Annotated in this window: 20 protein-coding genes and 2 pseudogenes; 6 read left to right on the top strand and 16 right to left on the bottom strand. The window is 32.9% G+C overall.

The window, feature by feature from the left end:
• Positions 1 to 412: 412 nt before the first annotated feature.
• On the bottom strand, positions 413 to 1297 hold the full coding sequence (locus MY04_RS00110) for a DUF5675 family protein (RefSeq protein ID WP_066204529.1): 885 nt from the start codon (positions 1295 to 1297) through the stop codon (positions 413 to 415).
• A gap of 145 nt (positions 1298 to 1442) precedes the next feature.
• Here MY04_RS00110 and purD point away from each other — a divergent pair, with 145 nt between their 5' ends.
• The 4 genes from purD to MY04_RS00090 all read left to right on the top strand — a co-directional run bounded on the left by purD (position 1443) and on the right by MY04_RS00090 (position 8694).
• The gene (gene purD / locus MY04_RS00105; RefSeq protein WP_066204526.1) at positions 1443 to 2714 is read left to right on the top strand and encodes a phosphoribosylamine--glycine ligase; all 1272 of its coding nucleotides are present in this window, start codon (positions 1443 to 1445) and stop codon (positions 2712 to 2714) included.
• Between the two features lie 64 nt (positions 2715 to 2778).
• Positions 2779 to 3897: a 5-(carboxyamino)imidazole ribonucleotide synthase gene (locus MY04_RS00100; RefSeq protein ID WP_066204521.1), complete on the top strand. Its 1119-nt coding sequence runs from the start codon at positions 2779 to 2781 to the stop codon at positions 3895 to 3897.
• A gap of 135 nt (positions 3898 to 4032) precedes the next feature.
• Complete coding sequence (locus MY04_RS00095) at positions 4033 to 5400, top strand: transposase (RefSeq protein ID WP_084005704.1); 1368 nt, start codon at positions 4033 to 4035, stop codon at positions 5398 to 5400.
• 57 nt (positions 5401 to 5457) lie between these two features.
• Positions 5458 to 8694, top strand: a complete 3237-nt coding sequence (locus MY04_RS00090; protein WP_066204519.1) for a WG repeat-containing protein — start codon at positions 5458 to 5460, stop codon at positions 8692 to 8694.
• A 118-nt stretch (positions 8695 to 8812) separates the two neighbouring features.
• Here the strand turns inward: MY04_RS00090 and MY04_RS00085 are convergent, their stop codons facing one another.
• Together MY04_RS00085 and MY04_RS00080 are read right to left on the bottom strand one after the other, a co-directional pair.
• A complete protein-coding gene (locus MY04_RS00085; RefSeq protein WP_066204515.1) occupies positions 8813 to 9058 on the bottom strand; it encodes a hypothetical protein in 246 nt (81 codons plus the stop codon).
• 102 nt (positions 9059 to 9160) lie between these two features.
• Positions 9161 to 9406: a hypothetical protein gene (locus MY04_RS00080; protein WP_066204512.1), complete on the bottom strand. Its 246-nt coding sequence runs from the start codon at positions 9404 to 9406 to the stop codon at positions 9161 to 9163.
• Between the two features lie 265 nt (positions 9407 to 9671).
• Between MY04_RS00080 and typA the strand changes: the two genes are divergently transcribed.
• Complete coding sequence (gene typA, locus MY04_RS00075; protein WP_066204509.1) at positions 9672 to 11441, top strand: translational GTPase TypA; 1770 nt, start codon at positions 9672 to 9674, stop codon at positions 11439 to 11441.
• A gap of 165 nt (positions 11442 to 11606) precedes the next feature.
• On the opposite strand, the gene MY04_RS00070 is transcribed toward typA, so the two are convergent.
• Positions 11607 to 12221 carry a DUF3244 domain-containing protein gene (locus tag MY04_RS00070; RefSeq protein WP_066204506.1) on the bottom strand — a complete coding sequence of 205 codons (615 nt, stop codon included), beginning with the start codon at positions 12219 to 12221 and terminating at the stop codon, positions 11607 to 11609.
• Positions 12222 to 12509: 288 nt separating this feature from the next.
• Between MY04_RS00070 and MY04_RS00065 the strand changes: the two genes are divergently transcribed.
• The gene (locus MY04_RS00065) at positions 12510 to 14123 is read left to right on the top strand and encodes a hypothetical protein (protein WP_066204502.1); all 1614 of its coding nucleotides are present in this window, start codon (positions 12510 to 12512) and stop codon (positions 14121 to 14123) included.
• 47 nt (positions 14124 to 14170) lie between these two features.
• Here MY04_RS00065 and MY04_RS00060 read toward each other — a convergent pair whose 3' ends face one another.
• The 12 genes and pseudogenes from MY04_RS00060 to MY04_RS28145 all read right to left on the bottom strand — a co-directional run.
• Positions 14171 to 15022: a hypothetical protein gene (locus MY04_RS00060; RefSeq protein ID WP_066204500.1), complete on the bottom strand. Its 852-nt coding sequence runs from the start codon at positions 15020 to 15022 to the stop codon at positions 14171 to 14173.
• 1 nt (position 15023) lies between these two features.
• Positions 15024 to 15599: an RNA polymerase sigma factor gene (locus tag MY04_RS00055; RefSeq protein ID WP_066204497.1), complete on the bottom strand. Its 576-nt coding sequence runs from the start codon at positions 15597 to 15599 to the stop codon at positions 15024 to 15026.
• A gap of 201 nt (positions 15600 to 15800) precedes the next feature.
• A complete protein-coding gene (locus MY04_RS00050) occupies positions 15801 to 17321 on the bottom strand; it encodes a nicotinate-nucleotide adenylyltransferase (protein ID WP_066204494.1) in 1521 nt (506 codons plus the stop codon).
• 335 nt (positions 17322 to 17656) lie between these two features.
• Positions 17657 to 18703, bottom strand: a complete 1047-nt coding sequence (locus MY04_RS00045; RefSeq protein ID WP_066204491.1) for a hypothetical protein — start codon at positions 18701 to 18703, stop codon at positions 17657 to 17659.
• A gap of 44 nt (positions 18704 to 18747) precedes the next feature.
• Positions 18748 to 19752, bottom strand: a complete 1005-nt coding sequence (locus MY04_RS00040) for a hypothetical protein (RefSeq protein ID WP_066204488.1) — start codon at positions 19750 to 19752, stop codon at positions 18748 to 18750.
• A gap of 197 nt (positions 19753 to 19949) precedes the next feature.
• A complete protein-coding gene (locus tag MY04_RS00035) occupies positions 19950 to 20720 on the bottom strand; it encodes a hypothetical protein (RefSeq protein WP_066204485.1) in 771 nt (256 codons plus the stop codon).
• A 1-nt stretch (position 20721) separates the two neighbouring features.
• On the bottom strand, positions 20722 to 20919 hold the full coding sequence (locus MY04_RS00030; RefSeq protein ID WP_066204482.1) for a hypothetical protein: 198 nt from the start codon (positions 20917 to 20919) through the stop codon (positions 20722 to 20724).
• Positions 20916 to 21140, bottom strand: coding sequence for a hypothetical protein (locus MY04_RS00025; protein WP_158297492.1), 225 nt, complete (start codon positions 21138 to 21140; stop codon positions 20916 to 20918). Before MY04_RS00025 ends, MY04_RS00030 begins: the two co-directional genes overlap by 4 nt.
• Positions 21141 to 21150: 10 nt before the next feature.
• Positions 21151 to 21696 (bottom strand): LPS export ABC transporter periplasmic protein LptC, encoded by a 546-nt coding sequence (gene lptC / locus MY04_RS00020; RefSeq protein ID WP_066204477.1) that lies wholly within the window; start codon positions 21694 to 21696, stop codon positions 21151 to 21153.
• Between the two features lie 97 nt (positions 21697 to 21793).
• Positions 21794 to 24574, bottom strand: coding sequence for a hypothetical protein (locus tag MY04_RS00015; RefSeq protein ID WP_066204474.1), 2781 nt, complete (start codon positions 24572 to 24574; stop codon positions 21794 to 21796).
• A gap of 15 nt (positions 24575 to 24589) precedes the next feature.
• A pseudogene (gene dnaA, locus MY04_RS00010) lies at positions 24590 to 25780 on the bottom strand (chromosomal replication initiator protein DnaA); the annotation flags it as partial.
• A gap of 678 nt (positions 25781 to 26458) precedes the next feature.
• Positions 26459 to 26650: pseudogene (locus MY04_RS28145) on the bottom strand (DnaA N-terminal domain-containing protein); the annotation flags it as partial.
• Between the last annotated feature and the right edge of the window lie 100 nt (positions 26651 to 26750).

The raw sequence follows: 26750 nt of genomic DNA, 5'->3' as shown, positions 1-26750 counted from the left end.
AACAGAAGTCTTATTCTTAAAAGATCTAAAGTATTTAATTTTGACACGGTTTGATTTATTTAATTGTGTAGAGTTCATTGAAAGCATGGTGTTATTATTTAAGATAATTGTCTTTTATTGAGTTAAGGTATTACAATATATAAATTTACAACTGATAATCAAATAGTTAAATATATTTTTTATAAAAAAAAGAACCTATGAATTTCACAAGTTCTTTTCACTAAAACTAAACTAACAAACAAACTTCCAACTAATCGAATATTTTTAATGTACAGAGTAGTACATGTTTATATCTTTTTTACATTGTTATAATGTTCTGAAATCAAATAAGTATTTTTTTTACACTTAAACAAATCTTTATTTATACTTATTTACAATTCATCTAAAAATACAATGTTTACCTATTGAAATACTAAATTTCTTTTTTCAGATACTCGTTATGTACAAAACCAGAAAACTCCCTTGCAACAACTTTCAACCAATCCTTATTTTTAGATATCACCCTCACTTCTTCACCCATAAGTAACCCATCTTCAATTACTTTTGAAGCATTAATATCTCCTTCAGCTCTGATATTAAGATACCCATTCTCAACATTTACTTGTCCTTTATCATCAAATTGATCGATATAGCGTATAGAAACCCAACCTTCTACACCCACACTTTTCACCTCAGCCCATTCTCCTTTTATTCCTATTACCTCTAATAAGGTATCGTTTTGTAACCTTTTTATAATACTACTTTGAGTAGATGGCTCAGACCTTAAATTCAGGGTGGACTTCACATTAACTCTAACAAAATCTTTATCTTTAATACTTAATTCAGCGGTTTCATCACTTATTTTTTCTTTCTGAGAGCTGACAATTTCTAAGGTAAAATCACATGTTAAACCTATTAACTCACTAATGGTGTTTCCAGAATTAAGCAGATCCAATACATTGTCCTGTTGAATATTTCTTTTTTTAAGTGAAATGTCTGCATACCCCCTCCCTAAGAGAACACATCCTTTAGTATCAGTAAAAAAGTTGCCTGAATGAATTAAAATATGTGATCTACCTTTTACCTCGCCTCCATCTAGTTCTTGAATATGAAAAGAACGATTAGCATATGCACCTATTGTTCTAAATGTTGCCTTATAATGACCTAACGGTATACATGATATACGGTTCTTATTCTCTTTCCAAGGCAGTTCTAAAGTATCACAGCAAAATATTTCTACCCCGTCATTATCCAGTAACTGAAAATGACCTGTAGTTTGTAAAGGATGATAATTTGTGCGAGTAATAATAGCTTTCATTTTAAATAGTTAAGATTTGGTTACTACAACTTATTAATTCTTAATAGATAAGTCAATAATTATAAAGAATCCTCTACCCTCTTTAAGGATATTTTTTGCATATTTGCATAAATTATTCCGACATAACTTCAACAATAATCAAGAGATGAAAGTACTCATTCTTGGCTCCGGGGGCAGAGAGCACACATTAGCGTGGAAAATCGCCCAAAGTGATAAGCTTACAAAACTTTATGCAGCACCAGGAAACGCTGGTACGGCAGATATTGCTCAAAATATTAATATTTCTGTGACCGATTTCCCAAAATTGGCTCAGTTTGTACTAAACGAGGGCATCGATATGCTTATCGTAGGTCCTGAAGCACCATTAGTTGAAGGTGTGGCAGATTATTTTGCAAACGATGATGCACTTAAGCATGTAAAGGTTATTGGTCCTAAAAAGGCAGGTGCATTATTAGAAGGTAGCAAAGATTACTCTAAGAAATTTATGGTACGCCATAATATTCCTGCAGGAGCATCAAAGACTTTTACTTTAGAGACTATTGAAAGCGGTTACGTATTCTTAGAAATGCAAAAACCTCCTTTCGTTCTTAAAGCCGATGGTTTGGCTGCAGGTAAAGGTGTACTTATTATCGATTCTCTAGAAGAAGCTAAGAAAAGCCTTAAAGAAATGCTTAGCGGCCAATTTGGCGAAGCAAGTAAATCTGTGCTTGTAGAGCAATTCTTAGACGGTATCGAACTTTCTGTTTTTGTAATTACTGATGGTAAAAACTACATCACTTTACCAGAAGCTAAAGATTACAAAAGAATTGGAGAAGGTGATACTGGCTTGAATACTGGTGGCATGGGTGCCATCTCTCCCGTTCCATTTGCTGATGACGCTTTCATGAAAGAAATCGATGAAACTATTGTTAAGCCTACTATTGATGGTTTAGCTAAAGATGGTATCGACTATGTTGGTTTCATTTTCTTTGGTCTAATTAAAGTGGATGGCAAGCCATTCGTCATTGAATATAATGCTAGAATGGGTGATCCGGAAACGGAAGTAGTTATCCCAAGAGTAAAATCTGACCTTCTTGAAATTCTTGATCTTGCTGGTCAAGGTAGATTAGATGAAGCTTCAATTGAATTTGAAGACGGTTTTGCGACAACGGTTATGTGTGTTTCTGGTGGATATCCTGAAGCTTACCAAAATGGCAAAGAAATTACTGATCTAGATAAATTAGAAGATGTTACAGCTTTTCATGCTGGAACAACATTTAGTGAATTAGGCGAAGTTGTTACGAATGGAGGAAGAGTAATTGCATTAACAGGTAAAGGTCCTGATATGAAATCTGCTCTTACTAAGTCGTTCAAAGCTGCAGAAACCGTTCAGTTCGATAAAAAATATTTCCGATCAGACATTGGTTTTGATCTTTAATCATTTGATTTTAAATAGAGCCATCTAGATTGTCTGGGTGGCTCAATTAATTTATACAAACTCTATGAAAAAGGTGGGCGTTTTAGGTGGTGGTCAATTGGGACGTATGATGATCCAATCGGCAATGAACCTGAACATTCAAGTGAAAACTTTGGATCCTGATCCAAATGCACCCTGCAAAGCTACTGCTCATGAATTTGTTGTAGGTTCTTTAAACGACTACGACACGGTAATGGAATTTGCAAAAGATATTGATGTGTTAACCATCGAAATCGAAAATGTAAATACAGATGCTTTATTTGACCTAGAAAAACAAGGTTTAACTGTTTACCCTAAGCCAGATCATATTAAAATGATTCAGGACAAAAGGGTACAAAAGCAATTTTATATCGATAACGATATTCCAACCTCACCTTTTGTGCTAATCGATTCTATTGATGAATTAAACAACCATAAGGATATGCTTCCGGCAGTCATGAAAGTGGGTAAAGGTGGTTACGATGGTCGTGGCGTTCAAGTGATGAAAACCGAAGAGGACTTTTCTAAAGGATTTGAGGCTCCATCACTTCTAGAAAAAATGGTTGATATCGATAAAGAAATTGCCATTATCGCTGCAAGAAATGAAAATGGGGAAATCAGTACTTTTCCAGCTGTAGAGGTAGTGTATCACGAAAGTAACTTAGTTGATTATTTGTTATCTCCTGCTACTATTTCTGATGAAGTAGAACAAAAAGCCAAAGAGATCGCAACAACTTTAGTTACAAAAATGAACTTTATTGGTTTATTGGCTATTGAATTTTTTGTGGATAAAGAAGGGAATGTTATTGTTAACGAAATAGCTCCTAGAACTCACAACAGTGGTCATCAAACTATTGAAGGAAACCTAACTTCTCAATTTGACCAGCATATTCGTGCTATTTTAAATTTACCTTTAGGAGATACATCCAGAAGATCAGCTTCTGCAATGGTAAATGTTTTAGGTGAAAAAGGATATACAGGCGTAGCAAAGTACGAAGGTCTTAATGAAGTACTTCAACTTTCAGGAGTGTATATTCACCTTTACGAAAAGCACATGACTAAACCAGAAAGAAAAATGGGACACATTACTATTGTAGCCCCAACAAAAGAAGAGCTTTTTGAGAAAGTCGATGCTGTTAAAAAGAACTTTAAAGTGATTGCTTAGGCAATACTTTTCCATCATAGAAACATGAGTCATCCCTAATTTATATGACTATAATAATACAGGGATGACTCATTTTTATTTTTGAGCCAAAAAATAGTTATTGTAAGTACCAAATAACCTTAACTATTTAAAACTATGACTCATTCTACCCTTAATTTACTAAATAAAGTATTTACTAAGAAAAATAACCCAATCAATTATTTACTATCCCAAAGTCAAAACTATCTTTCTCCTTTACTCAAAGAGTTACATAAGACTCTTGATTTACGATTAGTAAAAACCTTTAATGAATTATTTCATTCAATATTAGAGAATAGAAATAATACAAAATCATTACTCTTGACAGAATTAGGCACTTTGCTTTCCGGTAATATCCATGGCAACGCTGGAGTAAAAAGAATTGGTAAATTAATAAGAAGTCATAACTGGTGTTCAAGTATAATTTCTGAGTTTTTTAGGAACAAAAGCTACGATAGAATTTCATCTATGCTCGCAGAAAAAGTTCGACCTATTTTAATTTGGGACGGATCAGTATTGGAGAAGCACGAGTCAATACGTCTGGAAGGTCTTTCGGCAGTCGATAGTAGTCGAGCCAAAAGGTTAGTGAAAATTAAACCAGGTTATTATAATCCTCCCGTTAAAGGTTTTATTCATGTACCTGGTTTTAAAGTTGAAGGAGTTGTTTTAACTGCACTATCTAAACGAGCATCTCTATTCGAATTCAATGTTTATTCGCGATCAGGTTTATTTAAAGAGTGGTGGTCTAATTTTATTTGGAGAGGTTTTAAGAAGTTACATAATCGCTTTCACAATGCAGTTTTACATGTTTTTGACAGAGGTTATGCTAATGTTACGGTCTTGGAATTTGCAGAACGATTTGAGCAAAGTTTCTTAGTTCGATGGATGTCTAACAAATATTTAATAGATGAAAAAGGTAAACGATTAACGCATCATATTTCAAGAGGAATGAAGAACAAAAGCTTTAAGGTGACTTTTGATAAAGAGCGTAAAAAGTATGCACGAAAACTTATTACTTGGAAAAAAGTCAAACACCCCGATATGAAAAATCAGGAATATACACTAATAGTGATTAGAGAATACAAACGTGCAGGATCTCCAATTTATTTACTCACAAATTTAGTTATTGAAACAAAGAATCAAGCGTGGGAAATGCTCTTTTCATATATGAAAAGATGGGAAGTTGAAGAAATGTTTAGATGTTGTAAAGCAGAATTAGGGTTGCAATCTATTAGAGTACAATCGTGGGAAGTAAGACTAAAACTAATAAATATAGCTCTTTTAGTTTATGAGTTTTTAATGGAAATAATACAAAAAAAGAGGCATTATGTTGAACGTTTAATCAACATATATGCCCCTTTGTTTGGAAGGAAAAGGAATAAATCTCCCTTTTATCGACTTCGAAAAGCTTTTGCATCCATTATAAGTAAATGGAAATCCTACGCTGAAATTTCATATAGGTATAATCCAATATTTAAGGGATGACTCATGTTTTTTTGGCATGATTTTCTACCTTTTGATAAGGTCATTAAATCAATAATCATGTCTTATAGAATATCATTTTTTCTTCTTTTTTTACCGTTAATCAGCATAGGACAGCAGCACTTACCATTTGTAAAAGATGGAAAGTGGGGTATCATAGACCAAAATAACAACATCGTAGTAGAAGCAAACTATCAATGTGCCACTCCTCTACATAACTTCACTTATTTTAGGGTTGGTAAAAACAATCTTTTGGGACTATTATCAGAAAATGGTAAAGAAATTTTTCCTATTGTATATCAAAGAATAGAGTATTTAGAAGATGACCTTTTTGTTGTTTGGAATGAAAAAGGTGCCTTTTTAGTCAATAAAGACCATCAAACCTTATCAGTTAAACCTTATCAAAGTATTTCGCCTTTGTTTCCATTTCTAAGGATACATCATCAAAATAAAGAAGGCATTTTATCTGTTGATGGAAAAGAAATTTTTCCTCCTAAATATCAAAATATAGAAAAACAACAACATGTCTTCATCACTCACGATAATCACCAATTTGGATTTTTAAATAGTAAAGGTGAGGAACAAGTTGCTCCAAAATATAAAAGTCTAGACTTTTTAGATGAAAATCATTTAGTAGGTAGCATAAAAGGAGGCCCTTTAAAAGCAGTCTATGTTCTTGATAAACATGGTAGTGTTCAAGAAGAAAAATCATTCAATAAGGAAAGTGAATTACTGAATTATCAAAAACAACTGTATTTAAAATCGGAAGCTCAAAAAGTGAAAGCTTCTAATCTGAGTACTCCTGTTTGGGTGGATATTCTTGGCGATAAATATTTAGTCGCTCCAACTGGAAAAGTCATTTTAAATGCTGCTTCGTTTTTTTATGTTCTAGAAGACCAAAAATCAGGATTAACAATTGCTAGAAGAGAAGAAAGTGAAGGGAAGAATGCTTTTTATCTAATTGATCAGAAGAAAGGAAGACCATTATATAAAAATACATTTAAGAATATAGTTCTTGACGATTACAATTATTCGGATTGGGCCCGTATAACGATTGATACCTTATGGGATGGTCTTGTGAATATAGAAGGAACTGTAAAACGACAAATCAATGACAATGGCAATGATTATGGAATTAAAAACATGGGTAACTTCTATAATCAAAGAGCATGGTTCCAAACAAAAAGTGGGAAATATGGAGTAATTAACGAACATGCTGAAGTTATTGTTCCTCCTATCTATAGTGTTATTTCTGATTTTAAAGATGGACAAGCAATCGTAAGAAAAAATCAGTCGTATGGTATTATAGATACAGAAGGAAAAATAGTAATCCCGATAGAGTACAATGGTTTTTCTAAGCTGTATGATAATTGGTACACAATTAAAAAAGGAAATGGTAGTTTAGGAAAATGGGGAATTATTGATAAAAATGGCCGCTTTATTCTTCAATGTAAATACGAAAAAATTTATTTAGACGATAAAGGTGCTAACATCAAACAGGATGGTAAATGGGGACGCTTTTTAAAAACAGGTAAATGGGCATTCCAGCCTAAAATACCGGTAGATGAAATGCATCCATACCATAACTCCATTGCTCGTTTGCAGCGTAAACCAAAATATGATCCTATCGATAGAAAAACACTCATTGGTTATCAGTTTGAAGGCTATGCAGATGAAAAAGGGAATATCATCCTCCCTCCTGTTTATCAGGAAATACTAGGTTTTGATAAAATATGGGAGAAAAAAGAAGGAATTGCCATGTTAAGGAAAGATCAAAAAATTGGTTTTGTTAATTATCATGGTGAAGTCGTTTTACCTACTGAATACATTAAAGCCGAGAACTTCGTTAACGCTTGGTCAATTCATAAAGGTGGTAGTATTGTTGTAAAACCTAGAAATGTATATAATGCGATTGACTACAATGGAAATGAATTACTAACTGAAGAATATGATTATTTATCGGATGATTTTATAAAAATTTGGGAGGATAGTAGTGGGGTAACTATTGCAGGTTTTGGTCGTAAAAAAGGATTAATTGATTTTGAAGGGAACAGAAAAAGTCCATTCGTATATCAAAAAATATTTCCATTAGATAGTACTCATTTTATAGCCCAAAAAGATAATTTATGGGGAATTATTTCATCTGAAGGTGATACTTTATCAGAGTTTACTCATCAAAATTCAGCACCTTTAAGTGGAACAAATAAAGTAAAATACATTGATCGACAAAATCAGGTATATAAAATAAAAGCAGACGGAAATTGGGAATCAACTACTCTCCCTCCTTCAGAAAAGACTAAGGGTATAAACGAACTATCAGAATTTACCTATCATATTATCGGTGATGATTATGCTATTGTTTCTAAGAAGGGAAAATCAAAATTGAGAGGGATTGTTGATGCTAACGGCAAAGCCTTATCAAAATTTGAATTCAAGAAAATTGGTCCATTTAAAGAAGGATTAGCGTTCGCCCAGAAAGATGGTAAGACAGCAAAAGATAGGAAGTATGGCTATATTAATAAGAAAGGGAAATGGGTGATCAATGCTCAGTATAATAAAGCAAAAAGCTTTTCTTCTGGTTTTGCTGCGGTGAACATCAAAAATAAATGGGGATATATTGATCTAAATGGAAAATTAGTTCTTCCGACAAAATATTCTCATGCAGAAGATTTCAAAGGTGATATCACAGAGGTAAATCATCATACCCTCATTAATAAGGAGGGGAAAGAAATAGGTCAATTAATTGATGAGGAACATCTTCAGAAAACAAAAAATGGTAAAGGTATCGTTAAAGGTATTGGTTATAAAAAGCATATCTTCTTTAATGGATTGGCTTTGTACTCCAAAAAGTTTGATGACGTAACAGTATTTAATAAAGCCGGTATTGCTTTTGTCAAAACTGGAGAAAAATGGGAGCTAACAAGGAAAATCAACAAAACTACGGTAAAGAAAATGTTCACAAAACGAGATATGGAGTTATATATCTCAGAGTATGGAAATAAAAGAAGAGTCGTTTCTATGACTGGAGATGTTTCTCAAGATATGGGTTTTGAGAAAAAGATAGAAGGAACATGGAGAATGATAGGTATTGATGGAGCTCCTTTAAATAACATCAACTTTAGTAAAGTGATTTATTTAGAAAAAGAAGATTCCTTTATCATTCAAACAAATACTTTAGAACAAATTGTCAGCTTTGATGGACAATTACTTACCGAAAAAGCTATAATGGGCAGCATGGTTCCATCTTTCGGTGGTGTGATACTTTTCGATAAAGGAAATAGTGATTATCTAAAATAAGAATCAGGAGATAAGACTTAAACTAGAATTTGATGATCATTCATTCAGATTCAATAAAAGAAAAAGCTGCTTTATAACTTAATAAAGCAGCTTTTCTGTTGTTGTTCTTTTCACTTTGTTAAACAGCCCACTCCATTAAAGATTGAGCTTGTTCGATACCTTTGTTTGTTAAAGATGCTTTGGTTTTATAACCTTCTGATTTCACATCTTTAATTAAACCTTTGTGATGCATTCTGTTTACGAGTGCTTCAATTTCATCTGTTGTTGCACAAATGCCTAAATTTTTAGCTACATCTTGAAACGAGCCTCCTGTATTCAAACAGAGGCCTACTAGAAATTTCGAAATTTTCTTTTCTGTGGACATGGTAGTATTAGTTAGGTTATTGACTTATGTAAGTTTACTAAATTGTATTCGATAAAAGCTTGTAGGACGACTAGGTACTAAGACCTAGTCTTTTTGTTGAATCTAAACGGCAGAATTCATTAAAATTGAAGCCTGTTTAGAGCCTTTTGCTGTTAACTTTGCAAATGTTTCTTTAGAAGAATATTTAACTTTTGATATTAAACCTCTTGATTCTAATTGACTTGCTAAATTATTAAGTTCTGTTGTATTCGCACTAATTCCAAGGTTTTTTGCGATAGTTTGAAAGGAATTGCCAGTATTCAAACACAATCCTATCAAGAATTTTGAGAATTTTACTTCGTTTGACATAATTACTCGTTATTTATAGTAGGTTATTAATTATTTAATTCTAGGGGGTGTTGCTTTAGTTAACCAACTGATTTATTAATCGTTATTACAAATATCAATCTCCGCAACCGATTTCGCAAATTTTTTCTTGTTAATTGTTTGTAAAATTTAAACGTATGAAAAACAATTAATTATAGTTTATAGACAATAGTTATTAATATCTCATGATGAAAGTTATTAAACTAAAATTCTTATACTATCTTTGTCCGTTCACTTAATAAAAATCATGAGTAGTATCAGAAATATTGCTATCATCGCTCACGTCGATCATGGCAAAACAACATTGGTAGATAAAATGTTGCACGCGGCACAATTGTTCCGCGAGAATCAAGAAACTGGAGAATTAATTCTTGATAACAACGACCTGGAACGTGAGAGAGGTATCACTATCCTTTCTAAGAACGTTGCTATTGAATACAAAGGAGTAAAAGTCAATATTATTGATACTCCTGGTCACGCCGATTTCGGTGGTGAGGTAGAACGTGTATTAAAAATGGCGGATAGTGTATTACTTTTAGTTGATGCATTTGAAGGTCCAATGCCTCAAACAAGATTTGTACTTAGCAAGGCACTTTCTTTAGGTCTTAAACCAATTGTTGTAATCAACAAGGTAGATAAGCCTAACTGTAGACCAGACGAGGTACATGATCAAGTATTTGATTTATTCTTCAATCTTGATGCTACTGAAGAACAATTAGAATTCCCTACTTTCTATGGTTCTTCTAAACAAGGATGGATGGGTACAGATTGGGAAAACCCAACAGACTCTATCGTTCCTCTTTTAGATGGTATCGTAGATTTAGTACCAGAGGCACCATCTCCAGAAGGTGACCCTCAATTACAAATTACTTCACTTGACTTCTCAAGCTTCGTTGGACGTATCGCTATCGGTCGTTTAACAAGAGGTACTTTAAAAGAAAGAACTTTTGTAGGTTTAGCTAAAGCGGATGGATCTACTAAAAAAGTACACATTAAAGAACTTCAAACTTTCAAAGGTTTGGGTAGAGAGAAAGTTGCAGAAGTACATGCAGGTGATCTTTGTGCAATTGTTGGTATCGACGATTTCGAAATCGGTGACACAGTGACAACTGTTGAAAACCCAGATCCACTTCCACGTATGGCGATCGAAGAACCAACAATGAGTATGTTGTTTATGATTAACAACTCTCCATTCTTCGGTAAAGAAGGTAAGTTTGTAACATCTCGTCACTTACGTGATCGTTTATACAAAGAAACTGAAAAGAACCTTGCTTTAAGAGTAGAAGCAACAGATTCTGAAGATAGATTTATCGTTTACGGTCGTGGTATTCTTCACTTGGCTGTATTGATTGAAACAATGCGTCGTGAAGGTTACGAACTACAAGTAGGTCAACCTCAGGTTTTATACAAAGAAATTGATGGCGTTAAAAACGAACCAATCGAAACATTAGTCATTGATGTCCCTGAAGAGGTTTCTGGTAAAGCTATCGAGTTGGCTACTCAAAGAAAAGGTGAATTATTGATTATGGAGCCAAAAGGCGACATGCAACACCTTGAGTTCCAAATTCCATCAAGAGGTATTATCGGTCTTAGAAATAATATCCTTACTGCAACTGCAGGAGAGGCAATTATGACACACCGTTTTAAAGAGTATGCTCCTTTTAAAGGAGAAATGACTACGAAATCAAATGGTGCAATTATTTCTGACCAAACTGGTACTCCTACTGCTTACTCATTAGATAAATTACAAGATCGTGGTATTTTCTTCGTAGATCCTACTGAAGACATTTACGAAGGTCAGGTAATTGGTGAGTTCAACAGACCGATGGATCTAAGAGTAAACGTAATTAAAGGTAAGAAATTAACCAACATGCGTGCTGCTGGATCAGACGATAACAGTAAGATTGCTCCTAAGCGTTTATTCTCTTTAGAAGAGTGTATGGAATATATCAGAGAGGATGAGTTAGTAGAGGTAACTCCAGAAAACATCCGTATGAGAAAAATCAAGTTGAAATAATTTTCAGCTTTAGCAAAACAAAAGCCTTTGATAGAAAACTATCAAAGGCTTTTTTTATCTTCATTCAATACTAAAAATTGGACACAAAAAAAGGTAACTTAGATGCCTAAACTACCTTTCCAACTTAGTATGAAATGAAATGAATTATTACTTTTATATTTTTAACTACAGAATCGTAAATGAATCTGAGTATTTTTTATCTCCATAAATTAGAGTTGCAGTGTACGTTCCTTCTGGGAAATTTGAAAGATCTAAACGTTTTAGCTTCATCGCTCCAGCAATAAATCTTTTCTCGTACATTATCTTATCTCTGTTATTGTATAACGTGAGTTTTACTTTTCCGTTGAGGTTATTTCCAATTATTAACAATAACTTATCAAAATTTACTGAAATTTTTAAACCTGTATTTAATGACGTCATTGAGTAATTCATGAAAATGGCATTTTTATCTGGCGTAATAAAAAACTCTCTGTCGACTTTATTGTCTTCAAATGACATGGTAAAAATATACTTTCCTACTTTTAACCAATTGAAATCAAGTACTGTACTGTACTTATCCTCATCTTTTATTTTACGTTCTAGAATGACTTGTTTATCCATGTCTTCAATATGAATATACACCTCTGCTCCTTCTATGTTTTCAATAGATAAGACAACAGATTTCGCATCTTTAGAAGCTATAAAATTGTAGGAAATCCCTTTTTTAGCATAAGATGAAAAAGAGATAAAATTAAAAATTAGTGAGAGAACAATAAATGCTCGTAGTAAATTAGTTTTCATAGTTTTAATAATTGTCGCACAAGTAATGAATGAGAATGTTTGTAATACAAAAGTAGTGGCAGTTGAATAAAATAAAAATGCAATTTGGCAGGTTTTATATTTTTCTCATAAGCACAAAACACAAACAACTGATTTACTGTTATTTAACATTACAAATAGAATTCTGAAATACATTTTTTTAATATAAAATTGATACTGTTTACCTAATATTAATATTGAGTTTGTTTGATATAATTATATAATATATCTATTTTTCAACTCGATTTTAACTAAGAAGACAAATCATAAATGATTTTACGAACCTATTATATTCTATTCCTTTTCTTTATTTTGACTGCTTCTATCACTAAAGGACAATTCCTTGATAAACAACATTATAAGCATCAAACGACCTTACAAGTATTAGAAAATATCGCTAGAGGAAAAGGTGATAATAGAAGCTTACCCATTTTAAAAATTTCTGAAGAACCTCAATATATTGCTAAGTATTTCCCAGGCAGTAGCAATCATTTTATTTACATAGATGAAAAGGTTTATGACTTATGTGTAGAGTTTGAAGAAGATTCATTAAGTGCACTCGCTTGTATTGTTGGACATGAATTAGGTCATTTTTTTGAAAACCATGCAAGTAACTTTGGGTTTTCAGACGATTCTGATTTACACTCCAACGAAGAATTAGAAGATAAAGCCGATCGTTTTGGTCTATTTTATGGAGCAATCGCTGGATATAAAACCCATTTACTTTTCCCTAAAATATTAACCAAGATCTACGAAAACTATCATTTAAGCGAACACCTTAAAGGATACCCTCCTTTAGAGGAAAGAAAAAAAATTGTTCTGAAGGCCATTACAGAAGTAGAAGGTTTGGTCAATATCTATCAGTTTGGGCAAAACCTTTATTCCTTTAAACAATATGAAGCAGCCCATAACTGTCTAAACTATATTCTGAATCACTTCCCAAGTAAACTGATACATAACAACCTTGGAGTATGTAAATTAAACATCTATCTCGATAAAATTACTGATCAATCTTTATACCCTTATATTTACCCTTTCGAGTTTGATGTTAGAGTAAAAAAGAAAGTCAAAACAAACCTTATTCATCGAGATATGCAATTTGATACAATCGATGAAGCAATAGAAGATTTCAAAACTGCTATTGATCTCGATCCACATTATGAAACAGCATATATCAATCTAGCCTGTGCTTATTCAATAAGAGGAAACCAAGATGCTGCGAGTGGTACAATCATAGATTTACAACAACACCTTCAAGAAATCAATAAGAGTATATCAGAAAATGCTTATTTAATTCAGGGTATCAGTAAAGCATTAAATGAAAACTATAAATCTGCCGAAAGCATATTTAAGCACCTTCATTCGGATAGTGACATCAATAACTATAATAAAAAGGTTTTGATGGCTGAAATGAATAAAGAAGCATCCTACTACGATAACTTTGTCGATTGGGTAAACTCTTTCTTTGAAGAAACTCCTGAGATTTCTAATAAGAAAGTAGTGTTTGATGCTTCAGAAGAAAAAATTGATAACACCCTGCCTGAAGAGTTACAGTTGGATAAGACCTACAACGAAATTGATCTAGGAAATTGGGCGGTTTTATATTATAAAGATGATGGTAAAGTAGGTAAATATATTTTTAGAAATAAAACCACCGAAGTATTAATGATTCAAGCCTTTGATTCCTATCAAGAGAGTACGTCAAAAGGTATATCTATATATGATTCCATCGATAAAGTAAAAGACCTTGAGCATTATGGAGCTCCTACTTTTCTTTGGAATGACAAGCCTTACATGATTCTTAATTATCAAGATGCAGGATTGGGTTTCACATTCGAAAAGAATAGAGTAGTGAATTGGTTTAGGTGGACGATAAATCACTAAAAAAATAGAGGTGGTTTCATAATTACAATGAAACCACCTCAATTTTGTTATTTCAATTTTTTAAGCGACTCTGTAAAGTCAACATAGTATTTTTCTTTATCTATTGTAAGTAAAAATGGAGGATCTGATGTAGCATCAAATAACAATTCTACTTGAGATTTAGGTGCTTTTCCTACATAAATTGATAACACGTCATCATCAAATTTATATTGTCCTTTTAGCATTTCACTTTTATAGATTTTCACTTGTACTTTTTCTAAATCGGACTGAGCAAAACCCATCCCTTTATTCTTTTGTTCAATATCAATGCTATACTTTGCTATTGATGTGATTTGTGAACTAGGAGAAGAATTTGAATTTAAGTAGTAAATTCCAGCAAAAAGTACAATCAATACAGAGGCAGCAATAGCGGCTACTCTAGTATAAATAAATTGCTTTTTTTGATTCTCTTCCTGAGGGTGTTCTACTTTAAATACTACTTCTTTGGCTTCCGTTTTTTCATCTTCTGTATTCGATGATTCAAACGTCTTCAACCTCTCTTTTAATACTTTTCTTTTAACCTGCTCAATTAATAACTGCTGTGCTTCGATTTCTAGTTTAAACTCTTCATCATTTTCTAATTTATTCTCTACATAGAGTTTTAATTCTTCAGATAATGAATTATTTAAATAGTCATCAATTAAAGTGGTTTTATCAGGAATATATCGATTTTCAAAATCATTTAATTCCTTTTTTATTGAACCGTTTTCAATATGATTGATCAATAATTGATGCGCTTGAAAATCTTTTTTGAACTGTGCATCCTCTTTTAATTTTAAATTAAAAGATTCCACTTCTTCAGACGATAACTGATTTTCAATATAGGCATCAAATAATGTCGTAAGTTCTTGATTTTCCATACTACATTTCTTTAGATTTAAGCACTTTTACTGCTTCATTCCTTGCCTTTTCCATACATTTATTCAGTTGAGAAGTGGCCGATCTCGCATTAGCAAAACCCATTTGTTCTGCAATTTCTGCCATGGACATCTTCACTTTAGAATACTTGGATAAAATTAGGTCTTGGCATTTTTCTCCTAATTGACTGATGATTCCTGACAAATCATCAAACAGTTCATATTGTTCTTCATCAAAGTTTACCGATTCATCTAATAAAGAATTATCGTGATCTAATTCATCATTCTTTCCTTTATTATTCCTTAGGTAAACCCTCCATTGATTATAAGCCAGTGTATATATGTAGTTTTTAAGGTTGGAGTCTTCTCTCAATTTTCCTTTTTCGATATTCTTATGAAGATCAATAACTACATTCTGAAATATTTCTTTACCGGCTTCTTCATCACCTCCATTTTTTTTAACCAAATTAACCACCATAGATTGGTAATTAATATACAAATAAGACCATGCGGACTCTTTATGCCCACTAAGGTCAGTTAATAAAGACGATAAAGAGGATGTGTATTCTTGATGTACCATGATAACGTTTGGATTATAATCAATAATACAAAATTAACCTCAAACCTCAATATTGCACCCTAAGGAAAAACCGAAGTTTTCTTTAATTATTTGATAAATAATATAAACCTGAGTTCGTTTACTCATTACTTTATATCATAAATAAAAAAAAGTCACCTTCAAAAATTAGAAAGTGACTTCATTTATATGATTAAAATATCTCTAAACGAGTTCTTTAGAACTTCTCTTCATCGCTTCACGCTGTCTCTGACGAGTAAATTCTTTTCTCGATTTTTCAATCTCAATTTTCTTTTCAACAGAACAAGGGTAATCAAACAAACAAAATTGTTTTATTTGATCGACAACTACCTGTGGAACCATATTTTCCCAAGCTTTATCACCTTGTTTGATCAATTGTAAAACTTTATCAGAAATAATATTGAGGTTCTCAGTATTACAATCTGATAAGTCCTCGATTTTATTCGCATCTTTCATCGCTTTAAATAAAGATCGAATATCTTTTTCAAGAACAATATCGCTACTTGTCAACACTTTTGTTTCTTGGTGTTCATGATCTCTAGATAAAGAAGGATAAACATATAATTTGATATTCCTACCAAATAGATATCCAAATGCTTCCAAAATACCACCTTTTAAGTGTTCGTAGTATTTAGGAGTGAAAATATACTCCAAGTTGTACATACCCACAGCCACACCAATTTTTCTACCTCTTGTAAATCGAGATAAATAGTTTGTTAATCTGTAGTACTCTTGATATTTGGAGATCATTACCGTGTAACCTAGAGAGCATAACATATCGATACGGTCTAGGAAGTCGCTCTCAGCCTTTTTCCTATCATCAGAAATTCTAAGATTGGCTAGCGTTAACTCGGCAACTGTTACAATATTATTTTCATCTACATCGGGATCGTTCTTAAAGTGCTCATAAGAACGTTCCATCATATCAATATTTACTTTAGTAATTGGTCTAAATCGACCTCTCAATACTAAGATGTTTTTCTTATAAAGGAAATCTTGAGGTAAAGCTACTTGACCATCAGGACCAAACATTGTTGTTTTAGCTAATCCGTTTTTAACAAGTAATAAACTTAATAAACGGTTATCCACATCCATAAAGTCTGGACCAGTAACTCTTACAAAATTGACAATAATCTTATGAATACTCAGTTCATCCATTAGAGAACTTAAGAAATCATCCACATTGTCTGTCATGTAAAAACATGCATAGATAAGGTTTACACCTAGAATACCAATGGTCTCTTGTTGCATCAAAGGATCATTGTCCTTTAATTCAACATGTAGAACGACTTCATTTGCTCCACCATTTGGTTTGGTTTGGAACCTTATTCCAAGCCATCCGTGTCCTTGGTTGGTTCTATTAAAGTTTAACTGTTCTACGGTATCAGCAAAAGAGAAGAAGCATGTATCATCTGCTCTATTTGGAAGACGTTCTCCTAATAAGCTAAACTCCTTATGAAGCATTCGCTCTACTCTGCTTTGGCAAACATATCTTCCTCCTGGCTCAGGGCCATAGATTGCATCGGAGAAAGCCATATCATAAGCCGACATTGTTTTAGCGATTGTACCTGAAGCGGCACCTGCTTTAAAGAAATTTGCAGCTACATCTTGTCCTGCTCCAATTTCTGCAATTGAACCATAAATATTAGGATCTAGGTTTATTTTTAAAGCCTTTTCCTTGGTGGTCAATTTGTTGAATCCCATATTAATTAGGTACTCTGTTTATGCGTGTAAATATATTCAGTGCTGGATGTGAGACACTCTATGAGAATAACTCTCGAACACTGTGTAATGTTATAGAAGTTATACAAATACAGTACCTCATTGTCACATTGCAAAGGTAAATTTTATTTAGAGAAAATATCTATTAAAATAGATACATCTTTTATATTAATGTAATTTTTACACTAATTATCATGAAAACGAATTTTTAATATTGAATTCATAATAATAAAGTATAAAATAACCATAGTATTTAAAAGAGTTGTACATCTATTATTTGTTTAGCAATTGAAATAGCAACGTATTAAGTTAAATAATTAAAATGCTCCATAAATTTTTCTGATAATCCATTCTGAGAAGAGAAGTACAAAGATAAATATCAACATCCAAAATGTAGATCCCAACTCTTTATAAGTTTCTTCTGCATGAATTTTTTGAGGTGCTTTATTTCCTTTTAATACATCAGAAAAGGCATCAATAGTGGCCTCTTCATAAAAAACGCCACCTGTTTTATCAGATATATTCCTTAGTAAATCAAAATTTGCAGTAGGATTCAATGCTTCCAGCTCCATTGTTTTCACAGTAAAATTACCTTTTGCAACTTCTGTTTTACCTTCAATTTCTGTGGAGGCTTTAAATGAGTAAACACCTTCGGATAAATCAGATAAATGATATTTAAAGTAAGGAGATGAGTTTAAGAAAGTATAAGTTGATTTTTCTCCTTTATCATTTTGGATAACCAAATCAATAGTCTGTCCATAAATCGATTCATAGATATCGTTATATACTTCAGTTTCAATCACTACATCTTCAATATCAGAATATTCGGATTGAGTTGTATTGACTCTAAATCTTCTCTTATCTGTTTTAGTAGATAGATATTGAATGACTTTACTAATCAATTCATCTACCGCTTCATCATCTTGATTTAGCAGTCCTTCATGCAATCTCCATTGCCACAACCCAGTACCAACGGTTACAGCCGTCTTCACATCATTGTTTTCACCTATCATCATAAAAGGTTTAGAAGTAGTTACACTCCCAATTTTATGATACATCAAAACGTTTCCAGATTTTACTGTATATTCTCCAAAAGGAACCTCTACAGGAGGCATACGTTCCAATGTTTTCTTTTGTTCTTTTTTATAAGTGAAGGTTTTAAAGTCATCATTAAAAGCTACAGTTACTTTATCTTTTTGACCTCTATAGCCTTTAATCATCAATAAATCGTTTTGAGCATTAAATAAATTGATGTCCGTTTTATCGCCAACAATATACCAAATAGGCAATCCTTCCTTCAAGAATTTTTTGATCAGTAACCCTGCTTTCTGTTTGATATTAGGGAATTCATGAAGGATGACCAAATCATATTTAGCCGTTTTATCGTAGCCTATTCCATTTTTGAATTTTAAGCCAGGTATATAAATATGTAGCTCGTAATTTTTATTTTTTCCACACCCGCACGAATTGCCTTGATATCCGGATGAGGGGCGTTGGCAATTAATAAAATCTTTTCCTTCCCTTCGATCACCTCAACATAAGTTGATTTCACGTTGTTCTCTTTCGAGAACTCCCCATCTAAATTTCTAACTGATACCGTAAATTTCTGATACCCTTTTTTCTTTGCCTCAACTAAGAACTCTATTTGTTCGAATCCTTTTTCGTTAGCAATCTTATATCTTTTTCTCTCTAAGATTTTACCATTATTACTTAATGATACTTCGACAATTTTTCCAACAAAGCCTTCATTAACCACCTCAGCGATCACAGGAAATTTATTCCCCATATAAGCTATTTTATTTGCATAGACATCTTTAATTTGCAAATCAATCTGAGGAATAGTATCACCAATACCTACCGTATAAACTGGCACTACAGAAGGCACATATAAAGGAGAAAAACCTTGATTAAAAATACCATCAGTAACAAGGGTAATACCTGCTAGATTCTCATGTTCATTTAATTCTTCCAACTTTTGAATCGAATTACTCAAATTGGTCGATTTATGATTAAAGGTAAGCTGTTCAAGATTCTTCTTTTCGATCAACTCACCATCCAAGTTATAGAACTTTGTGGTGTAACCATTAGCTTCCAATTCCTCTGCTGTCCCTTTTATCTTACCCATTAATTTTTGGACATTTTCTAAAGGAAGTGTGGCAATCATAGACTCAGAATCGTCTATAATGTAAGAGATGATTGGCTTTTCGAAATAACGCTGCAGACTCTTAATCATAGGGTCCAACAACAAGAAAAATATCATTAATAGGGCAGTAAACCTCAATACAATCAAAATTCTATTGATGTTTAATGTCCAAACTTGTTTCTGAGTATAGTAAAAATAAGTGGCGGCAGCACATAGTGCTATTCCTAAAAACATCCACCACCAAGAGTATTCTATATAAAGTCCATTCATGGATTTAGATTTCCGACTTCTATTTTAAAATTTGTCGATTGCTACATTCATCTATTGATGAAAAAATTCTAATAACCTGATTTGATTGATCGAGATTACTTACTTAAAAGTTAAAATCTATTCTTAGAGTATGCAATAAAAAAGGGACTTATTTACTAAATCCCCTCTATATATCTTGATATTTTATTTTTTAGATCTTATTGATAATTCTCTGAAGCGTTAAAACCAAACAAAACACCTTCGTTTACTTTGTTGATCATTAGTTTTGCCCCACCAACAAATGAAGGAGGAAGTGAATACACATAACTAAGCACATAGTATTGCACTAAGGTTTTATTTTCTTCGATTTTATAATAAAAAGTGATTTGCCTTGTAAGGTAAGTCGTCTTTTGCATCATTACACGATCAAAATTAAAACCTACTTTCACTACAGTTTCCGTGGGCTTAATTGTTTTATTATCCCACGTAATTTCCCCCAATGTAGAAATCATGCTTTTCACATGAGGTTGATCTACTTCATCATCAGCAGAAAATACATCTACTATAAACTCGTACGTTGGGTTAAATTTGCTTCCTTCTGCCTCAAATAATTTATCTGTTTTAGATACAGAATAACCCTCAATACATTTTTTCTGAAAACCTACTGATAACAATTGTTCCTTAGTAAAAACAGGTCGTGAAAGCATTGCCGTACCTCTTGACATCAAAAGATAAAACTCTCCTTTTTTATCCTCCTTATTATGCAAAGCATCGTAGATCCATTGATCATTTTTAAAATCTTTCTCTTTTGGAAATATAGGTTTTGTTGAAGGATCGTAACAGACATTATAAATCTGAACTTTATGATCAGATACTTTTTCTTGATCGATAATGTATTTCGAACTTTCCTCTTGATCTAAAGAAAATTGGGCTTGTACAAAAAAAGGAAAAAGTAAGATTAGGGTTAAAAAAGGCTTTTTGATGTTCATGTTAGTCAATGCTTTTCATAATAAATAATATTGTTCTTACTACGTAAGTTACAATAAATGCCACTAACATACCTTGATAAAAGTAAGACATTTTAGGCTCTTCTTGAATTACGTACATCACCCCTAAAAAAACAGGGATATAGCCAATAACAAAAAATGTAAAGAACTTTAATTCTCTAAAAACAATTGACCAATTCATTTCTTTTTACGTTTTCTATTTGAAGATTTTTTAGAAGTAGATGACTTAGAAGGTGTTTCTTCTGATTTGTCTGTAGCTTTTTTCGAAAATTGGATTCCTAAAAAACAAGCACCTGATAACATAAACAACCAATAACTGGCCAAGATACCGTGGTGAAAAGTTTCATTTACCCCAATAATGAAAAAGGCAGCACCAAGTGCTACCAATATCGTTTTTTTCATGTCTTAAAGATTACTCTACGTACACTGAACCAGTCACTTGAAGAATTTCGTAATTCTCCGGATCATTTTGGTTTGCACGCATACCTTTACCCGTTACAATTTCATATTCAGTAGTAATTTTCACATTATCATCTGTAAAAATATCGCCTGTTTCCTTATTGAAGTGTAACGTATCTGTTTCTAATTTTTGTCCTTTTTTATAATCTTCCAATACCACATTAGAATAAACTGTATACATGGTACTGTCGGCTGTATAGATAGCACTATCGGCAATTAAGTGAGATGATTCTTCACTAGATTCTTGATCATAAGTAACAATATCAATCCCCTCTGGATACCTCTCGTTACCGTTTTTGTAACGCATCTGCACTTTTGCTTTCAATTTATTTTTCGGCACTGCATCCTCGGTATGCATTGTTTCAATATTAAAAGCAGTATAATCTGGAGTATCCACTCCTAAAGCTATTTGTCTTGCTTCTTTCTTAGTTCTTGTTTTTTTACCACAAGAGAATAATGCTGCTGAAGCAATTAATACTATAAATATTTTCTTAATCATTGTTTGTCTTGTTGTTATGTGAAAACACTTGACACTACAAAAATATACATTAGATTGATCTTTGTAGTGAGATTAACAGTATTTTAGTTTTTATCACCTAATTTCTTCGATCTATAGTACGTATTTCTGTTTTGTTATCAACTGAAGAAACCAATATGAATTGTTGTAACTCAGGTTTATAGATAATCTCTACCTCCTTATCATTTGATATTGGAGAAGAGATAAACGGTTGACCATTAGAATAGAATAGGTAGGCCTTTTGTTCTTTCGGGAAAGTAATGACAACGATTTCGGCATCTACACCAAAATCAAAATATTGACCAATCACTAAAGAGTTTTCTTTAAATTGTTTGGTAAAAAGTTGCTGTCCCCCGCTGTTCATCACCTGTAAATTCCCATATCTTTGGTTCAAAATCAGATAATTTCTATTTCTAGCTTCATCAATCAACAATTGGAACCTTCTATTCGATGCTCTATCACCAAGCATTTCATTTTTCAATACCTCTCCTTCTGCGTTCAATTCTACAATCTGACCAATTTTAGAAATAAAGGCAATTTTGGTATCTCCTAGTGTAGCATCTTCCTCAACGAATAACTTAGGCGATACTTTCTTTTTGAACAATTTAGGGAAACCTTTCATGTAATTTCCTTTATGGTCAAACAGAATTAATTTACCTTCACTAGAAAGTGTAATGACGTATTTTTTAGCATTGGACTCGAAGACATATGGAGGCATACATAATCTATGTAACGTATTCACAGGTTGCCATTTTCCTTTTAATTGACCATCCAAATCAATACCATATATATTACCTAATGTGTCTACAGCTAATACGACACCTTCTGTATTTTGATAGAATTCTTTACTACCATCGGCATGCCATGGCAACCATTTTAAATATTCTATCTGAGAAACATCTGGAAGTTGTACTGGAAAATCATTAAAATATTGTGCCTCTCTATTGAGGTGTAATACTTTATTGTTCTGACTAACAAAAAGTGATGCTTTATGTTCAGTATCCCAAATCAATTCTGGTTTAGAAGATAGTAAAGAATCAAATTCTTGATAAAAAACCGTATCTCCTGTAAAGTTATAGGCCTCTAAAATGTTTTCTTTATCAATCAAAGCAAACCCTTCCGGGTTACCCATTTCATTATTAAATAAGAATGGTGGATATTTTAAATCAACACCAGTTTCTCTAGAGAATAATAATTCTGTACTTTTTGTTTTTCCTTCTTTTAGGTCACCACTAAACAATGCTGTCCACTCAAACTCATTGTTGTTATATGACCACACCTGAAAGTTCAAGCTCAATAATAATTGTCTATAACGGGTAAGATATTTCTGGTAGGGTTTCGAAAAGCTATTCATCATAGAAGACCAAGAAGCAGTGGTGTTCATCACAAAAGAGGCTTTCGATTGCAAGCTATTCAGCTTTGTCACCAATTCCTGAAATCTTTTTTGCTTCGACCATCTTCTTTTAATCAACCAATCATTAAGCCACTTCGAAAGTATAGGAAGATCAGTAGCAACTACTAAAAATTTATCTACTCTTACTAAATAGGTGGCCTCGCTGTTAGCGTCAAACTTTTGGCCGAACACCATACCTGTAAGGTTATTTACTTTTAATCGTAGAATAGAAAAACCATTTCGGCCAATGATCTCTGCTTTTTGTTGATTGGATTTTTCATAAGCCCTTTTCAAATCAATTAAATCTTTATCGATACCGATTTGATCATTCACTTGAAAAAAATAAATATTACTCCAATCCCTTCCTGTAACTGATGGTACAGTTGCTTTTACAAAATCCCCTTTTAAATGATGTGTAATCAATGTAGGATCTATGCCGTGAGCATCAAATAGTTTATTTTTTTGCTGAAGAAAAGTTGGATTATTTTTTATGGAATAAGATTGAGATGATTTAATAAATCCATCTACATCATTCACATTCCATCTTTCATAAAAGGCTATATCGTCCGTCATTAATCTATGAGCCAAATCTTTTGATGAACTCAGTGTATGATCGACATAAGACAAGAAACTATTTGGATCTAGTGTATTATGGGCTTTAATAGAAACCTCATTTTTCTTTTCAGCACATTCGAATAATTTTAGACCAAAAGTATAATCCATCAAACTTGGAAAAGGATGAGTCACCCCTAAATTATTCATACTCTCAAACCAATCCACAACTGCACTAGAACGAATCCAAACATTCACCCCGTCTGCTAAAGATGTATTGTATTCCTTAAAATTTTGATTTAGGGTTTGAAAATAATATTCGTCATAAAAACGCTCACCATCATTTCTAATGGCTTCTTCTATCCATAAAGCATCAGTAGAGGCGACAATAAAATTCCTGATTTTGGCAACAGACAATAATGATCCATCCAATTCGAATTCTTGTACTTCAACACCTTTGTATTTTCTGTTAAAGCGTTTATTAGGTAAACTCTTTAATTGCTGAAAATAGTCGATATAAAAACGTTCTTCTGTTGGGATATAAAATGACCAAGAAGTGGGTTGACTACCCGTCGAATTTAAGGAAAAATAGACATTCCCTTTCACTCCTAAAGTAGGGTTTTGAACGGCAGAATCGAGAAGAATTAAAAACTTTGAGAGTACTTTATCAGATTGTTTTCCGCCTCCGAGGCCCTTTACAGCATTAAAAAAAGAAGATGAATCTTTTACAGATAGAAGTTCTGAAGGGTGTTCCACTTCTACCAAAGCAATAGCTTCACTTGCTACAACATGCCAAATGTCTGTTTCGTAGGAGGATTTCCTGGTATTATCAATAAAATAGAACCCAATAAATATAAATACTAGGGCTATTAATTGAGTGAATAAAAGCTTTTGATTGTCGTTTAATTTAGGCAAGGGAAAATGTGTTTATTATCCTTTACTTTTAATGTTCATCTGATCTAATAACTCTTCCAAAATACGGTTATATAAAGCATCAGATGCAGTACGTTTCGTTACTGCTTTACTTGCGTGCACAACAGTACTATGATCTCTACCACCAAACTGATTACCAATAGATTTTAATGGTTCTTTAGTGTATTCTTTAGAGAAATACATGGCTATCTGTCTTGCTTGAGCAATGTCTTTCTTTCTTGTTTTCGATTTTAGTTCGTCAACTGAAATACCAAAATACTCTGCTACAATTTGTTGGATAAACTCAATGGTAATTTCTTTCTCTGTATTTCTGACGATATTCAACAAAGCATTTTTAGCCATGTCCAAATCTACCTGCTTTTGCATCAAGGATGCATTGGCTACTAGAGAAACTAACGTTCCTTCTAACTCTCTGATATTAGAGTCGATATTGTAAGCTAAATATTCAACAACATCATCAGGAACCATCACTCCCTCAGACATCAATTTTTGTTTTACAATCGCTACACGAGTTTCAAAATCTGGCTTTTGAATATCTGCAGTTAATCCCCACTTAAATCTTGACAATAAACGATCTGTTAAGCCTTCCAAGCTTCTTGGAGGACGATCGGAAGTCATGATTATCTGTTTACCATTTTGATGCAAACGGTTAAAAATATGGAAGAAATTTTCCTGAGTTTTTTCCTTTTTAGCAAGGAACTGTATATCATCTACAATAAGTACATCTACTTGTAAGTAATAGTTGGTAAACTGCTGTACATTATTGTTCTTTAATGCTTCAATAAATTGAGTAGTGAACTGTTCAGACGACACATACAAAACGAATTTTGATGGGTCACTGTACTTCACTTCATTACCTACTGCTTGTGCTAAGTGTGTTTTACCAAGACCAACACCTCCATAAACTACTAAAGGGTTAAATGCAGTAGCCCCTGGCTTTTTAGCAATAGCGATACCCGCAGATCTGGCCAAACGGTTACAATCTCCTTCAATAAATGTCTCGAAAGTATAAGTAGGATTTAAATAAGATTCTCTATATGTACTTTCTTGTGCATTAGGCACTCTAAAGTGATCTACAAAACCATCCATGTTTCCGCCCTGAGGAGGAGTTTGAGGACGATGTTGGTGTTGTTGCTGCTGCTCTTCCATCATTCTGTTTTGCTGAGAATTACGGTATTGAGGCATAGCATTATTACCACTTTTTCTATACTGAGGAGGGTTTTGATAACTATTGGATTGAGTTCCCCCTAAAGATTCCCTCTTATTTGGTTGTTGAGGATTTTGATTTTGTGGATTATTCTGAGGTAATGGATTTTGCGCCTGTTCACCCCAAAGGTTGTTTCCAATATTATTTGGAGGAGGCGTTCCATAAGAAGAGTTACCTTGATTAGAATTATAGAAATTATTTCCATCAGGGTAACCTTGCATATCGTTATTCGATGCAGGGTTTTGAGAAGGAGTATTAAATCCCTCATTCTGCATGTAATTCGATCTATTTTTCTCTAGATTCTCCTTCGCATATGGGTTTGGATTTGCAGGTCTTTGTTGCTGTTGTTGTGGATTAAATCCACCACCTTGCATTCCCCCTTGTGAAGGATTCTGGTTGTTATTTTCTTGATAAGGAGAGTTGAAATTCCCTTGATTAGGAGTTCTTCCTTGTTGTTGTTGTGGCGAATTAAATTGTTGAGGATTGTACCCTGAATTTTGATTCATATTTCCATATGATGAAGATTGATCAAAATTCTGTTGCTGTTGTGGAGCCTGTTGGCCTCTTTGTAATGTAAATGGAGCATTTTTAGGTCTACGAGTCATCATCATAGAGTACTCCAATTTACCTTGTGGTCCTAAAACAGCACTAATTGCTTTTTTAAGAACGTGTACATAATATTCTTCAAGCCATTCATAGAAAAAAGGACTTGGAACAGCAATGGTTAAGACATTATTCTCCAATTTAACGGGTTTAATAGGTATAAACCACGTATGAAAACTCTGTGCAGAGATTTCATCTTTAATAATATCTAGGCAACTTCGCCAAACTGCAACACCATCATTTCCCATGTGTAAAATCCTCCTCTTGTTAGGCTCAAAATATTAATGAAACAATATGCTAAAATAATGCTTTTACTCTAATAGTTCTAAAGTTATAAACAATAATTAG

The organism is Flammeovirga sp. MY04 (assembly GCF_001682195.2).
In the GTDB taxonomy this organism is placed as follows: Bacteria; Bacteroidota; Bacteroidia; order Cytophagales; family Flammeovirgaceae; genus Flammeovirga; species Flammeovirga yaeyamensis.
Note: the sequence above shows the minus strand (reverse complement) of the source record. Positions and strands in the feature narration are given on the sequence as shown.

Excerpts from the sequence above, each read along its gene's own strand:
- MY04_RS00040 (WP_066204488.1), bottom strand. The coding sequence starts at position 19,752 with ATGAATGGACTTTATATAGAATACTCTTGGTGGTGGATGTTTTTAGGA.
- MY04_RS00100 (WP_066204521.1), top strand. The coding sequence starts at position 2,779 with ATGAAAAAGGTGGGCGTTTTAGGTGGTGGTCAATTGGGACGTATGATG.
- MY04_RS00095 (WP_084005704.1), top strand. The coding sequence starts at position 4,033 with ATGACTCATTCTACCCTTAATTTACTAAATAAAGTATTTACTAAGAAA.
- MY04_RS00090 (WP_066204519.1), top strand. The coding sequence starts at position 5,458 with ATGTCTTATAGAATATCATTTTTTCTTCTTTTTTTACCGTTAATCAGC.
- MY04_RS00035 (WP_066204485.1), bottom strand. The coding sequence starts at position 20,720 with ATGAACATCAAAAAGCCTTTTTTAACCCTAATCTTACTTTTTCCTTTT.
- MY04_RS00030 (WP_066204482.1), bottom strand. The coding sequence starts at position 20,919 with ATGAATTGGTCAATTGTTTTTAGAGAATTAAAGTTCTTTACATTTTTT.
- MY04_RS00080 (WP_066204512.1), bottom strand. The coding sequence starts at position 9,406 with ATGTCAAACGAAGTAAAATTCTCAAAATTCTTGATAGGATTGTGTTTG.
- MY04_RS00070 (WP_066204506.1), bottom strand. The coding sequence starts at position 12,221 with ATGAAAACTAATTTACTACGAGCATTTATTGTTCTCTCACTAATTTTT.
- lptC (WP_066204477.1), bottom strand. The coding sequence starts at position 21,696 with ATGATTAAGAAAATATTTATAGTATTAATTGCTTCAGCAGCATTATTC.
- typA (WP_066204509.1), top strand. The coding sequence starts at position 9,672 with ATGAGTAGTATCAGAAATATTGCTATCATCGCTCACGTCGATCATGGC.
- MY04_RS00050 (WP_066204494.1), bottom strand. The coding sequence starts at position 17,321 with ATGGGATTCAACAAATTGACCACCAAGGAAAAGGCTTTAAAAATAAAC.
- MY04_RS00060 (WP_066204500.1), bottom strand. The coding sequence starts at position 15,022 with ATGGAAAATCAAGAACTTACGACATTATTTGATGCCTATATTGAAAAT.
- MY04_RS00110 (WP_066204529.1), bottom strand. The coding sequence starts at position 1,297 with ATGAAAGCTATTATTACTCGCACAAATTATCATCCTTTACAAACTACA.
- MY04_RS00055 (WP_066204497.1), bottom strand. The coding sequence starts at position 15,599 with ATGGTACATCAAGAATACACATCCTCTTTATCGTCTTTATTAACTGAC.
- MY04_RS00025 (WP_158297492.1), bottom strand. The coding sequence starts at position 21,140 with ATGAAAAAAACGATATTGGTAGCACTTGGTGCTGCCTTTTTCATTATT.
- purD (WP_066204526.1), top strand. The coding sequence starts at position 1,443 with ATGAAAGTACTCATTCTTGGCTCCGGGGGCAGAGAGCACACATTAGCG.
- MY04_RS00065 (WP_066204502.1), top strand. The coding sequence starts at position 12,510 with ATGATTTTACGAACCTATTATATTCTATTCCTTTTCTTTATTTTGACT.
- MY04_RS00085 (WP_066204515.1), bottom strand. The coding sequence starts at position 9,058 with ATGTCCACAGAAAAGAAAATTTCGAAATTTCTAGTAGGCCTCTGTTTG.